Origin of the sequence: Amycolatopsis sp. MtRt-6, from assembly GCF_017308975.1 — a bacterium.
In the GTDB taxonomy this organism is placed as follows: domain Bacteria; phylum Actinomycetota; class Actinomycetes; order Mycobacteriales; family Pseudonocardiaceae; genus Amycolatopsis.
On sequence record NZ_JADWPD010000015.1, the window covers coordinates 168,893 to 184,044 of the forward strand.

At 74.4% G+C, this 15,152-nt stretch carries 1 protein-coding gene; it reads left to right on the forward strand.

What is annotated here, in order from left to right; genetic code table 11:
• The first annotated feature begins 1 nt into the window (after position 1).
• Positions 2 to 15,151, forward strand: a complete 15,150-nt coding sequence (locus I4Q55_RS25310; protein WP_374194488.1) for an SDR family NAD(P)-dependent oxidoreductase — start codon at positions 2 to 4, stop codon at positions 15,149 to 15,151.
• Position 15,152 lies beyond the last annotated feature (1 nt).

Sequence of the window (15,152 nt, forward strand, 5' to 3'; positions counted from 1 at the left end):
GATGGCGAACGAATCGTGGAGGAAGAACATGTCCGCGCCGAACGAGCAGATCGTTGACGCACTGCGCGCCTCGCTGAAGGAGAACGTCCGCCTCCAGCAGGAGAACGCCGCCCTCGCCGCGGCCGCCGCGGAGCCCGTCGCGATCGTCTCCATGGCCTGCCGCTACGCCGGCGGGATCCGCGGCCCGGAGGACTTCTGGCGCGTGGTGTCCGAAGGCGCCGACGTCTACACCGGCTTCCCCGAAGACCGCGGCTGGGACGTCGAAGGCCTCTACCACCCGGACCCCGACAACCCCGGGACGACGTACGTGCGGGAGGGCGCGTTCCTGCACGACGCGGCCCAGTTCGACGCCGGCTTCTTCGGCATCTCGCCGCGCGAGGCCCTGGCCATGGATCCGCAGCAGCGGCAGCTCCTGGAGGTCTCCTGGGAGACCTTGGAACGCGCGGGCATCGACCCGCATTCGGTGCGCGGCAGCGACATCGGCGTCTACGCCGGGGTCGTGCACCAGGACTACGCCCCCGACCTCAGCGGGTTCGAGGGCTTCATGAGCCTGGAGCGCGCGCTGGGCACCGCGGGCGGCGTCGCGTCCGGCCGGGTCGCCTACACGCTCGGCCTCGAAGGCCCCGCCGTCACCGTCGACACCATGTGCTCGTCGTCGCTGGTGGCGATTCACCTGGCCGCACAGGCCCTTCGCCGGGGTGAGTGCTCGATGGCCCTGGCCGGTGGCTCGACCGTGATGGCGACGCCGGGCGGGTTCGTCGGCTTCGCGCGGCAGCGGGCGCTGGCCTTCGACGGACGCTGCAAGTCCTACGCCGCGGCCGCCGACGGCTCCGGCTGGGCCGAGGGCGTCGGCGTCCTGCTGCTGGAGCGGCTGTCGGTGGCACGCGAACGCGGGCACCAGGTCCTCGCCGTCATCCGCGGCAGCGCGGTCAACCAGGACGGCGCGTCCAACGGCCTGACCGCGCCGAACGGCCCCGCGCAGCAGCGGGTCATCCGCAAGGCCCTCGCCAGTGCCGGGCTGTCACCGTCCGATGTGGACACCGTGGAGGGACACGGCACCGGCACGGTCCTCGGCGACCCGATCGAGGTCCAGGCCCTGCTGGCCACCTACGGCCAGGGCCGCGAACGGCCGCTGTGGCTCGGTTCGGTCAAGTCCGTCGTCGGGCACACGCAGGCGGCGTCCGGCGTGGCCGGCGTGATCAAGATGGTCCAGTCGCTGCGGCACGGAAAGCTCCCGGCGACCCGGCACGTCGACGCGCCCACACCCCAGGTGGACTGGTCGGCGGGCTCGATCGAGCTGCTGACCGAGGGCCGGGACTGGCCGCGGGGCGACCACCCGCGCCGCGGCGCGATCTCCGCGTTCGGCGCCAGCGGCACCAACGCGCACATGATCCTGGAAGAGGCGCCCGAAGAAGAGGCGGTCGCCGACGAGCCGGCGTCCGCCGGTGTCGTGCCGCTGGTCGTGTCGGCGGCGACCGCGGCTTCGCTGGCCACCCAGGCCGGGCGCCTGGCGGAGGTCGGCGACGTCTCCCTGGCGGACATGGCCGGGACGCTGGTGTCCGGCCGCGCGATGCTCAACGAGCGCGCGGTCGTCGTGGCCGGTTCCCCTGAAGAAGCCGTGGCCGGGCTGCGGGCGCTGGCCCAGGGCGAGAGCGCGCCCGGCCTGCTCACCGGCCGCGGTTCGGGTGCGCCGGGCAAGGTCGTCTGGGTCTTCCCCGGTCAGGGCACGCAGTGGGCCGGGATGGGCCGCGAGCTGCTGGACTCCTCGCCGGTGTTCGCCGCGCGGATCGCCGAGTGCGAGACGGCGCTCGCGCGTTGGGTCGACTGGTCGCTGACCGACGTCCTGCGTGGTGACGCCGATCTGGACCGCGTCGACGTCGTGCAGCCGGCGAGCTTCGCCGTGATGGTCGGGCTCGCCGCGGTGTGGGCTTCGCTCGGCGTCGAGCCCGAGGCCGTCGTGGGGCACTCGCAGGGCGAGATCGCGGCCGCGTGCGTGTCGGGCGCCCTCTCGCTGGACGACGCCGCGAAGGTGGTGGCCCTGCGCAGCCAGGCCATCGCGGCCTCGCTGGCCGGCCGGGGCGGCATGGCCTCGGTCGCGTTGAGCGAAGAAGACGCGGCCTCGCGGATCGAGCCGTGGGCCGGACGCGTCGAGGTCGCGGCCGTCAACGGACCCACGTCCGTGGTGATCGCCGGGGACGCCGAAGCCCTCGATGAGGCCCTCGACGCGCTCGACGACCAGGGCGTCCGGATCCGGCGCGTGGCGGTGGACTACGCCTCCCACACCAAGCACGTCGAAGCCGCCCGCGACGCACTGGCCGAGATGCTCGGCGGGATCCGCGCGCAGGCCCCGGCCGTGCCGTTCTACTCGACCGTCACCGGCGGCTGGGTCGAAGACGCCGGCGTGCTCGACGGCGGCTACTGGTACCGCAACCTGCGTCGCCAGGTCCGGTTCGGCCCGGCCGTGGCCGCGCTGATCGAGCAGGGGCACCGGGTGTTCGTCGAGGTCAGCGCGCACCCCGTGCTGGTCCAGCCGATCAACGAGCTGGTCGACGGCGCCGAAGCCGTCGTCACCGGGACGCTCCGGCGCGAGGACGGCGGCCTCCGGCGCCTGCTGGCCTCGGCGGCCGAGCTGTTCGTGCGCGGCGTGACCGTCGACTGGTCCGGCGTGCTGCCGCCGTCCCGCCGCGTCGACCTGCCGACCTACGCCTTCGACCACCAGCACTACTGGCTGCGGCTGGGCGGGACGGCGACCGACGCCGTGTCGCTCGGCCTGGCCGGGGCCGACCACCCGCTGCTCGGCGCGGTCGTCCCGCTGCCGCAGTCCGACGGTCTCGTCTTCACCTCCCGGCTGTCGCTGAAGACGCACCCGTGGCTGGCCGGCCACGCGATCGGCGGGGTCGTGCTGATCCCGGGCACGGTCTACGTCGACCTCGCGCTGCGTGCCGGGGACGAACTCGGCTTCGGCGTCCTCGAAGAGCTGGTCATCGAGGCACCGCTGGTGCTGGGCGAGCGCGGCGGGGTCCGCGTGCAGGTCGCGGTGAGCGGGCCGAACGAAACCGGCTCGCGCGCGGTGGACGTGTTCTCGATGCGGGAAGACGGTGACGAATGGATCCGGCACGCGACCGGCCTGCTGGGCGAGTCGGCGTCCCGGGAACCGGACCGCTTCGACTTCGCCGCCTGGCCGCCCGCCGGGGCCGAGCCGATCGACGTCGAGAACTTCTACGCCGACCTCACCGAACGCGGCTACGCCTACAGCGGCGCGTTCCAGGGCATGCGGGCGGTCTGGCGCCGCGGTGACGAGGTCTTCGCCGAGGTCGCGCTGCCCGACGACCACCAGGAGGATGCCGGCAAGTTCGGCCTCCACCCCGCGTTGCTCGACGCCGCCCTGCACACGAACGCCTTCGCCAACCCCGGCGACGACCGCAACGTGCTGCCGTTCGCGTGGAACGGCCTGGTCCTGCACGCCGTCGGTGCCTCGGCACTGCGGGTGCGGGTCGCGCCGGGCAGGCCGGACGCGCTGACGTTCCAGGCCGCCGACGAGACCGGTGGCCTGGTCGTCACCATGGATTCGCTGGTCTCCCGCGAGGTCTCGGCCGCGCAGCTGGAGACGGCGGCGGGCGAAGAACGCGACTCGCTGTTCCAGGTCGACTGGATCGACCTGCCCGCGGCCGAAAGCGTGGCCACGGACCACGTCGAGGTGCTCGAAGCCGCCGGCGGGCAGCCCTTGGACCTGACCAGCCGGGTGCTGGAAGCCGTGCAGGCGTGGCTCGAACGCGCGGCCGACGACGCGCGGCTGGTCGTGGTGACCCGCGGCGCCGTCCGCGAGGTGACCGACCCCGCCGGGGCCGCCGTGTGGGGCCTGGTCCGGGCCGCCCAGGCGGAGAACCCGGGCCGGATCGTCCTCGCCGACACCGACGGCGAGCTGCCGCTGGGTGCGGTGCTGGGCAGTGGCGAGCCGCAGATCGCCGTGCGCGGTGGTGCTTTCTCCGTCCCGAGGCTGTCCCGTGCCACCGGCGAGGCACCCGAAACCCCGGCGGTGTTCCGTCCGGACGGGACGGTGCTGCTCACCGGCGGCACCGGCTCGCTGGGCGGGCTCGTCGCCAAGCACCTCGTTGCGCGGCACGGCGTCCGGCGGCTGGTGCTCGCGAGTCGTCGAGGGGTGGCCGCGGACGACCTCCTCGCGGAGCTGACCGAGCAGGGCGCGAGCGTGTCCGTGGTCGCCTGCGACGTCTCCGACCGCGACCAGGTCGCCGCGCTGCTGGCCGAGCACCGCCCGACCGGCATCGTGCACCTGGCCGGTCTGCTCGACGACGGCGTCATCGGGGCGCTGAACCGGGAGCGGCTGGCCGGGGTGTTCGCCCCCAAGGTCGACGCCGTCCAGCACCTCGACGCGCTGACTCGCGACAGCGACCTCGACGCCTTCGTCGTGTTCTCCTCCGCGGCCGCGCTCATGGGCTCGGCCGGGCAGGGCAACTACGCGGCGGCGAACGCCTTCCTCGACGGCCTGATGGCCGGACGCCGGGCCGCGGGCCTGCCGGGCGTGTCCCTGGCGTGGGGTCTGTGGGAGCAGGCCGACGGCCTCACCGCCCACCTCAGCGCCACCGACCAGGCCCGGATGAGCCGCGGCGGCGTGCTGGCCATGACGCCCGCCGAGGCCCTCGACAGCTTCGACATCGGCCTGGCCGCCGAGCAGGCGCTGCTCGTGCCGATCAAGCTCGACCTGAAGACCCTGCGCGGCGGCGGAGACGTCCCGCACCTGCTGCGCGGCCTGGTCCGCGCGAGCCGCCGGGTGACGCGGACAGCGGCGGCGAGCGGCGGTGGCGGCCTGGTCCAGAAGCTCGCCGGGCGGCCCGCCGAGGAGCAGGAAGGCGTCCTGCTGGGCATCGTCCAGGCCGAGGCGGCCGCGGTGCTCGGCTTCAACGCCCCCGAGCTGGCCCAGGGCACCCGCGGGTTCAGCGACCTCGGCTTCGACTCGCTGACCGCGGTCGAGCTGCGGAACCGGCTCAGCGCGGCCACCGGTGTCAAGCTGCCCGCCACGCTCGTCTTCGACTACCCGACGCCGGTCGCGCTCGCCCGGCACCTGCGCGAGGAACTCGGCGAGACGGTGGCGGGCGCGCCCGCCACGCCGGTGACGGCCGAAGCGGACGCGGGGGAGCCGATCGCCATCGTCGGCATGGCCTGCCGGCTGCCCGGTGGCGTCATGAGCCCCGACGACCTGTGGCGGATGGTCGCCGAAGGGCGCGACGGCATGTCGGCCTTCCCCGAGGACCGCGGCTGGGACCTGGCGGGCCTGTTCGACTCCGACCCCGAGCGTCCGGGCACGGCGTACATCCGCCAGGGCGGTTTCCTGCACGAGGCCGCGCTGTTCGACCCGGGCTTCTTCGGCATCTCGCCGCGCGAGGCCCTGGCCATGGACCCGCAGCAGCGGCTGCTGCTCGAAGCGTCCTGGGAAGCCCTGGAGCGCGCGGGCATCGACCCGACGAAGGCCCGCGGTGACGCCGTCGGCGTGTTCTCCGGCGTCTCCATCCACGACTACCTCGAGTCCCTGGGCAACATGCCCGCGGAACTCGAAGGCTTCGTCACCACGGCCACCGCCGGCAGCGTGGCCTCGGGCCGCGTCTCCTACACCTTCGGCTTCGAGGGCCCCGCCGTCACGGTGGACACGGCGTGCTCGTCGTCGCTGGTCGCGATCCACCTCGCGGCGCAGGCACTGCGGGCGGGAGAGTGCTCGATGGCGCTCGCCGGCGGTGTCGCCGTGATGGGCTCGCCGATCGGCGTCATCGGCATGTCGCGGCAGCGCGGCATGGCCGAGGACGGCCGGGTCAAGGCGTTCGCCGACGGCGCGGACGGCACCGTCCTGTCCGAGGGCGTCGGCATCGTCGTCCTCGAACGGCTTTCGGTGGCCCGCGAACGCGGCCACCAGGTCCTCGCCGTGCTCCGCGGCAGCGCGGTCAATCAGGACGGCGCGTCCAACGGCCTGACCGCCCCGAACGGGCCGTCCCAGCAGCGGGTGATCCGCGCCGCGCTGGCCGGGGCCGGCCTGCAACCGTCCGAAGTGGACGTCGTCGAGGCGCACGGCACCGGCACCGCGCTCGGCGACCCGATCGAGGCCCAAGCCCTGCTGGCCACCTACGGCAAGAACCGTGAGACGCCGTTGTGGCTCGGCTCGCTGAAGTCGAACGTCGGCCACACGCAGGCCGCCGCGGGCGTGGCCGCCGTCATCAAGATGGTCCAGGCGCTGCGGCACGACGCCCTGCCGCCGACGCTGCACGTCCAGGAGCCCACCAAGCAGGTGGACTGGTCCGCGGGCGCGGTCGAGCTGCTGACCGAGGGCCGCGAGTGGGTGCGCAACGGCCACCCGCGCCGGGCCGGCGTCTCGTCGTTCGGCATCAGCGGCACCAACGCGCACCTCATCCTCGAAGAGGCGCCCGCCGACGACACTCCCGAGGCGGACGTGCCCGACGGCGTGGTGCCCGTGGTGGTTTCCGCGCGCAGCACGGGTTCCCTGGCCGGCCAGGCCGGCCGGCTGGCCGCGTTCCTCGACGGTGACGTCCCGCTGACCCGCGTGGCCGGTGCCCTGCTGTCGACCCGCGCGACGCTGACCGACCGGGCCGTCGTCGTGGCCGGTTCGGCGGAGGAAGCCCGTGCGGGGCTGACCGCGCTGGCCCGTGGCGAAAGCGCGCCCGGGTTGGTCAGCGGCACCGCGGGAATGCCGGGCAAGACCGTCTGGGTGTTCCCGGGCCAGGGGACGCAGTGGGCCGGGATGGGTCGGGACCTGCTGGAAGCGTCGCCGGTGTTCGCCGAGCGGATCACCGAATGCGCGGCCGCGCTGGAGCCGTGGATCGACTGGTCGCTGCTGGACGTCCTGCGGGGCGAGGGTGACCTGGACCGGGTGGACGTGTTGCAGCCCGCGTGTTTCGCGGTGATGGTCGGGCTCGCCGCCGTCTGGGCCTCGGTCGGCGTCGTGCCGGACGCCGTCCTCGGCCACTCCCAGGGCGAGATCGCCGCGGCCTGCGTGTCCGGCGCACTGTCCCTTGCGGACGCGGCCAAGGTCGTGGCCCTGCGCAGCCAGGCGATCGCGGCGGAACTGTCGGGCCGCGGCGGCATGGCGTCGGTCCAGCTGAGCCACGACGAGGTGGCCGCCCGGCTCGCGCCGTGGGACGGCCGCGTCGAGATCGCCGCCGTCAACGGCCCGGCCTCGGTCGTCATCGCGGGCGACGCCGAAGCGCTCGCCGAGGCCGTCGAAGCCCTCGGCGGCCGGCGGGTGGCCGTGGACTACGCGTCCCACACCCGGCATGTGGAAGACATCGAGGGCACCCTCGCCGAGACCTTGGCCGGGATCGAGGCGCAGGCGCCGGTGGTGCCGTTCCTCTCGACGGTCACGGGTGAGTGGATCACCGAAGCCGGGGTCGTCGACGGTGGGTACTGGTACCGGAACCTGCGCAACCAGGTCGGGTTCGGCCCGGCCGTGGCCGCGCTGATCGAGCAGGGCCACGGTGTGTTCGTCGAGGTCAGTGCCCACCCGGTGCTGGTACAGCCGATCAGCGAGATCGGCGACGACGCCGTGGTCACCGGGACGCTTCGGCGTCAGGACGGCGGGCTGCGGCGGCTGCTGACGTCGATGGCCGAGCTGTTCGTCCGCGGTGTCCCGGTCGACCTGGCGACCATGGCCCCGCCCGCGCGGGCCGACCTGCCGACGTACGCCTTCGACCACCAGCACTTCTGGCTCAGCCCGCCCGCCGCGGCCGACGCGCCCGCGCTCGGCCTGGCCGGGGCCGGCCACCCGCTGCTGGGGGCGGTGCTGCCGCTGCCGCAGTCCGACGGCCTGGTCTTCACCTCGCGCCTGTCGGTGCGGTCGCACCCGTGGCTGGCCGACGGCGTCCCGGCCACCGCCCTCGTGGAGCTGGCCGTGCGGGCCGGTGACGAAGCCGGCTGCCCGGTCCTCGACGAGCTGACCGTCGAGGCGCCGCTGGTGCTGCCGGAAAGCGGTGGCCTGCGGGTGCAGGTCACCGTGAGCGGCGAGCGCACGGTCGAGGTGTATTCGCAGCGCGAAGGCGACGAGGACTGGACCCGGAACGCCACCGGGCGCCTGTCCGCCACGGCTCCGGCGCACGAGCCGTTCGACTTCACCGTGTGGCCGCCGGCCGGCGCGCAGCAGGTCGACGGCATCTGGCGGCGTGGCAGTGGCGAGAACACCGAGATCTTCGCCGAAGTCGCGCTGCCCGAGGAGCTGGACGCCGGCGCGTTCGGCATCCACCCCGTGCTGCTGGACGCGGCCGTGCGTCCGGTCCTCGCGGACGACGAGCAGCCGGCGCAGTGGCACGGCCTGGTCCTGCACGCCGCGGGTGCCTCGGCGCTGCGGGTGCGGCTGGTGCCCGGCGTCTCCCTCGAAGCGGCCGACGAAACGGGTGGCCTGGTCCTCACCGCGGGTCCGGTGGCAGGCCGGGAACTCTCGGCCGGGAAGACCCGCGCCGGCTCGCTGTACCGGGTCGACTGGACCGAAGTGTCCATTGCGGACAGTGCGGCACCGGCGGAGCAGGTCGAGGTGCTCGAAGCCGTCGGCGAGGAGCCTCTGGAGCTGACCGCCCGGGTGCTGGAAGCCGTGCAGAGGTTCCTCGCCGACGCGGCGGACGACGCCCGGCTGGTCGTGGTGACCCGGGGCGCCGTCCGTGAGGTGAGCGACCCGGCCGGGGCCGCGGTGTGGGGTCTGGTCCGGGCCGCGCAGGCGGAGAACCCGGACCGCATCTTCCTGGTCGACACCGACGGCGAGGTCCCGGACCTGGCGAGTGACGAGCCGGAGATCGCGGTGCGCGGCGGGAAGTACTTCGTGCCCCGCCTCGCCCGCGCGGAGCAGAGCGGGGAGGCCGGGTTCCGCCCGGACGGGACGGTCCTGATCTCGGGCGCCGGTGCGCTCGGCGGCCTGGTGGCCCGCCGCCTGGTCGAACGCCACGGCGTGCGGAAGCTGGTGCTGGCGTCCCGGCGCGGCCGGGACGCCGAGGGCGTGGCCGACCTGGTCGCCGAGTTGGACGCGGAAGTGTCGGTGGTGGCGTGCGACGTCTCCGACCGCGCTCAGGTGGCCGCGCTGCTCGACGAGCACCAGCCGACCGCCGTGGTGCACACCGCCGGTGTCCTCGACGCGGGCGTGATCGGGACGCTCGACCGCGAGCGGCTGGCCCGGGTGTTCGCGCCGAAGGTCGACGCGGTCCGCCACTTGGACGAACTGACCCGGGACCGGGACCTCGACGCCTTCGTCGTCTACTCCTCGGTCTCGGCCGTGTTCATGGGCGCGGGCAGTGGCAGTTACGCCGCGGCGAACGCCTTCCTCGACGGGCTGATGGCGAACCGCCGGGCCGCGGGCCTGCCGGGTCTGTCGCTGGCGTGGGGCCTCTGGGACCAGAGCACCGGCATGGCCGCCAACACCGACGAGGCCACCCGCGCCCGGATGAGCCGGCGCGGTGGCCTGCAGATCATGACGCAGGCCGAAGGCATGGACCTGTTCGACGCCGCCCTCGGCTCGAGCGAGTCGCTGCTGGTGCCCGCGAAGCTGGACCTCCGCGCGGGCGGGGCCGTGCCGCACATGCTGCGTGGCCTGGTCCGCCCGGGCCGGCGGCAGGCCCGCACCGCGTCCACTGTGGACGGCGGACTGGCCGGGCGGCTCGCCGGGCTCGCCCCGGCCGACCAGCTCACCCTGCTCCTGGACCTCGTCCGGGCCCAGGTCGCGACCGTGCTGGGGCACGCCGACGCGAGTGCCGTCCGCGTGGACACCGCGTTCAAGGACGCCGGCTTCGACTCGCTGACCGCGGTCGAGCTGCGCAACCGGATGCGGACCGCCACCGGGCTGAAGCTGCCCGCGACACTGGTCTTCGACTACCCGAACCCCCAGGCCCTGGCCAAGTTCCTGCGCGAGGAACTCGGCGGCGCGGCGGAGACACCGGTGACCACGACGGCCGCGAAGGCCGACCTCGGCGAGCCGATCGCCATCGTCGGGATGGCCTGCCGCCTGCCGGGCGGGGTCGCCGGCCCCGAGGACCTCTGGCGGCTGGTCGCCGAGGGCCGGGACGCCGTCTCGGGCTTCCCCACCGACCGCGGCTGGGACATGGACAGCCTGTACGACCCGGACCCGGCGGTCCCGGGCAAGACCTACACCCGGCACGGCGGATTCCTGCACGAAGCGGGGCTCTTCGACGCGGGCTTCTTCGGGATCTCGCCGCGCGAGGCCGTCGCCATGGACCCGCAGCAGCGGCTACTGCTGGAGACGTCCTGGGAGGCCATGGAGGACGCCGGGGTCGACCCGCTTTCGCTCAAGGGCACCGACGTCGGCGTGTTCACCGGCATGTTCGGCCAGGGTTATGTCGCCCCGGGGGACAGCGTCGTCACCCCGGAGCTGGAGGGCTTCGCGGGCACGGGCGGGTCGTCGAGCGTGGCGTCCGGCCGCGTCTCGTACGTGTTCGGCTTCGAAGGCCCGGCCGTGACGATCGACTCGGCCTGCTCGTCCTCGCTGGTCGCGATGCACCTCGCCGCGCAGTCGCTGCGGCAGGGCGAGTGCTCGATGGCACTGGCCGGCGGCGCGACCGTGATGGCGAACCCCGGCGCGTTCGTGGAGTTCTCCCGCCAGCGCGGCCTCGCCGTGGACGGGCGCTGCAAGGCGTTCGCCGCCGCGGCCGACGGCACCGGCTGGGCCGAGGGCGTCGGCGTCATCGTGCTGGAGCGGCTGTCGGTGGCCCGCGAACGCGGCCACCGGATCCTGGCCGTGCTCCGCGGCAGCGCGGTCAACCAGGACGGGGCCTCCAACGGCCTGACCGCCCCGAACGGGCCTTCGCAGCAGCGGGTGATCCGCCGGGCGCTGGTGAGCGCCGGGCTGGCACCGTCCGATGTGGACGCCGTCGAGGCGCACGGCACTGGCACGACCTTGGGTGACCCGATCGAGGCGCAGGCCCTGCTGGCCACGTACGGCAAGGACCGTGATACGCCGTTGTGGCTCGGCTCGCTGAAGTCGAACATCGGTCACGCGCAGGCGGCCGCGGGGGTCGCGGGCGTGATCAAGATGGTGCAGGCGCTGCGCCACGAGGTCCTGCCGCCGACGCTGCACGTCGACAAGCCGACCCCCGAGGTCGACTGGTCCGCCGGTGCCGTCGAGCTGCTGACGGAAGCGCGTGAGTGGCTGCGCAACGGCCGTCCGCGCCGGGCCGGGGTGTCCGCGTTCGGCGTCAGCGGCACCAACGCGCACCTGATCCTCGAAGAGGCGCCCGCCGAAGAGCCGGTGCCCACGCCCGAGGTGCCGGTGGTGCCGGTGGTGGTGTCCGCGCGGAGCACGGCTTCCCTGGCCGGGCAGGCGGATCGGCTCGCCGGGTTCGTCGAGGGGGACGTGCCGCTGGCGGGCGTCGCCCGGGCGCTGGTGACGAACCGGGCCGCGCTGACCGAACGCGCGGTCGTCGTCGCGGGCTCCCGCGAAGAAGCCGTGACGGGCCTGGCCGCGCTGGCCCGCGGCGAGGACACGGCCGCGGTGGTGGCCGGCCGGGCCGGGACCCCGGGCAAGGTCGTGTGGGTGTTCCCCGGCCAGGGCTCGCAGTGGGCCGGCATGGGCCGGGAGCTCCTCGAAGAGTCCCCGGTGTTCGGCGAGCGGGTCGCCGAGTGCGCGGCCGCGCTGGAACCGTGGGTCGGCTGGTCGCTGCTCGACGTGCTGCGCGGGGAGTCCGACCTGCTCGATCGCGTCGACGTCGTGCAGCCCGCGAGCTTCGCGGTGATGGTCGGCCTGGCCGCGGTGTGGCAGTCGGCCGGGCTCCGGCCGGACGCCGTCGTCGGCCACTCCCAGGGCGAGATCGCGGCCGCCTGCGTGTCGGGCGCGTTGTCCCTGCAGGACGCCGCGAAGGTGGTCGCGTTGCGCAGCCAGGCGATCGCGACCCGGCTGGCCGGCCGCGGCGGCATGGCTTCCGTGGCGTTGAGCGAAGAAGACGCGACCACGTGGCTGGCGCCGTGGGCCGACCGGGTCCAGGTGGCCGCGGTCAACAGCCCGACGTCGGTGGTGATCGCCGGGGAAGCCCAGACTCTCGACGAGGTCGTCGAAGCGCTGTCCGGTCAGGACGTCCGCGTCCGGCGGGTGGCCGTGGACTACGGCTCCCACACCAACCAGGTCGAAGCCATCGAGGACCTCCTCGCCGAAACCCTCGCCGGGATCGAGGCGCAGGCCCCGAAGGTGCCGTTCTTCTCCACGCTCACCGGCGACTGGATCACCGAAGCCGGGGTCGTCGACGGCGGCTACTGGTACCGGAACCTGCGCAACCGCGTTGGCTTCGGCCCGGCGGTGGCGGAACTCGTTCGCCAGGGCCACGGCGTGTTCGTCGAGGTCAGCGCCCACCCGGTGCTGGTCCAGCCGCTCAGCGAAATCAGCGACGACGCCGTGGTGACCGGTTCGCTCCGGCGCGACGACGGTGGCCTGCGCCGCCTGCTGACGTCGATGGCCGAGCTGTTCGTGCGGGGTGTCCCGCTCGACTGGACCGCGGTCCTGCCGCGGACGGACCGGGTCGACCTGCCGAAGTACGCCTTCGACCACCGGCACTACTGGCTCCGGCCCGCCGAGTCCGCGACCGACGCGGCCTCGCTGGGCCAGGCGGCCGCCGATCACCCGCTGCTGGGCGCGGTCGTCGAGCTGCCGCGGTCCGACGGCCTGGTCTTCACCTCGCGGCTGTCGGTGCGGACGCACCCGTGGCTGGCCGACCACGCGGTCGGCGGCGTGGTGATCCTCCCCGGTTCCGGGCTGGCCGAGCTGGCCGTCCGGGCCGGCGACGAAGCGGGGTGCACCGCGCTCGACGAGCTGGTCATCGAGGCCCCGCTGGTCGTGCCCGCCCAGGGCGCGGTCCGCGTGCAGGTCACGCTGAGCGGCCCGGACGAGACCGGCTCGCGCACGGTGGACATCTACTCCCGGCGCGACGGCGGAAGCTGGACGCGGCACGCCACCGGCGCCCTGTCGTCGGCTCCCGCCGAAGACACCGGCTTCGACTTCCGGGCCTGGCCGCCCGCGGACGCCGAGCGGATCGACGTCGAGACCTTCTACGCCGACCTCGCCGAGCGTGGTTACGGGTACGGGCCGGCGTTCCAGGGGCTGCGGGCGGTCTGGCGGCGGGACGGTGACGTCTTCGCCGAGGTCGCCCTGCCCGAGGACCTGCGCACGGACGCGGGCCGCTTCGGCGTCCACCCGGCGCTGCTCGACGCGGCTTTGCAGGCCGCGACGGCCGTCGGCGGGGAAGAGCCCGGCGAGCCGGTGCTCGCGTTCGCCTGGAACGGCCTGGTCCTGCACGCCGCGGGTGCTTCGGCGCTGCGGGTCCGGCTTTCGCCGGGCGGCCCGGACGCGCTGTCCGTCGAAGCCGCCGACGAAACCGGCGGCCTGGTGCTGACGATGGAGTCGCTGGTGTCCCGGCCGGTTTCGGCCGAGCAGCTGGGCGCCGCGGGTGGCACGGGCCACGACGCGATGTTCCGCGTCGACTGGACCGAGCTGCCCGCCGTGCCTCGTGCGGAGATGCCGGCGTGGCGGCAGGTGGACACCGCCGACGACGTCGTGGCCCTGGCGGAGAAGGCGGACGCGCCACCGGTGGTGGTCTGGGAAGCCGGGGGAGACACGGCCCTGGCCGTCAGCTCCCGGGCTCTCGAAATCGTGCAGGCGTGGCTGGCCGCGTCGGCGTTCGAGGATTCCCGGCTGGTGGTGACGACCCGGGGCGCGGTGCCCGCCGGGGGCGACGACACGCTGACCGACCCGGCCGCGGCGGCGGTGTGGGGCCTGGTCCGGTCCGCGCAGGCGGAACACCCGGACCGGATCGTCCTGCTGGACACCGACGGCGAAGTTCCGCTGGGCGCCGTCCTGGCCACCGGCGAACCGCAGCTCGCGGTGCGCGGCACGGCGTTCTTCGTGCCCCGCCTGGCCCGCGCGACCCGCCTGGCGGACGCGCCCGCGGTGTTCGGCCCGGACGGGACGGTGCTGGTCTCCGGCGGCGGGTCGCTGGGCACGCTGGTCGCCCGGCACCTGGTGACGCGGCACGGCGTGCGGAAGCTGGTGCTGGCCAGCCGCCGGGGTCCGGACGCCGAGGGCGCCGCCGAACTGGTCGCGGAACTGACCGGCGCGGACGTGTCCTTCGTGGCCTGTGACGTCGCCGACCGCGACCAGGTGGCCGCGCTGGTGGCGGACCTGCCCGACCTGACCGGGGTGGTGCACACGGCCGGCGTCTTCGAGGACGGCGTGATCGACGCGCTGACCCCGGAGCAGCTGGCGAATGTTTACGCCGCGAAGGTCGATGCCGTCCGGCACCTCGACGGGCTGACCCGCGATCGGGACCTCGGCGCGTTCGTCGTGTTCTCGTCCGTCGCCGGGGTCATGGGCGGTGGCGGCCAGGGACCGTACGCGGCGGCGAACGCCTTCCTGGACGCGGCGATGGCGCACCGCCGGGCGGCGGGCCTCCCGGGCCTCTCGCTGGCCTGGGGCCTGTGGGAACGCAGCAGCGGCATGGCCGCCCACCTGAGCGAGATCGACCACGCCCGGGCGAGCCGCAACGGCGTGCTCGAACTGACCCGGGCCGAGGGCCTGGAGCTGTTCGACCTCGCGCTGCGGACCGACGAGTCCCTGCTCGTGCCGATCAAGCTCGACCTGGCGGCGATGCGCCCGGGCCCGGTCGGCGTGCTGTTCCGCGGCCTGGTCCGGCCGAGCCGGGCGCAGGCGCGCTCGGTGTCCACTGTGGACAAGGGACTGGCCGGGCGGCTGGCCGGGCTCGCCCCGGCCGACCGGGAGGAACTGCTGGCCGACCTGGTGCGCGGCCAGGTCGCGGTGGTGCTCGGCTACGACGGGCCGGAGGCGGTGCGTCCGGACACGGCGTTCAAGGACACCGGGTTCGACTCGCTGACGTCGGTGGAACTGCGCAACCGGCTGCGCGAGGCGACCGGGCTCAAGCTGCCCGCCACGCTCGTCTTCGACTATCCGAATCCCTTGGCGGTGGCCCGCTACCTGGGCGCGCGGCTGGTCCCGGAAAGCAACGGGCACAACGGAAACGGGCACAGCGGGAACGGGCTGCGGCAGGTGCCGGCGTCCGTCGCGGCCGAGGACGAGGAGCGGTCGATCGCCGACCTGGGTGTCGACGACCTCGTGCAACTGGCTTTCGGCGACGAGTGAT

Coding starts and splice junctions, on each gene's coding strand:
- I4Q55_RS25310 (WP_374194488.1), top strand. CDS start 2: ATGGCGAACGAATCGTGGAGGAAGAACATGTCCGCGCCGAACGAGCAG.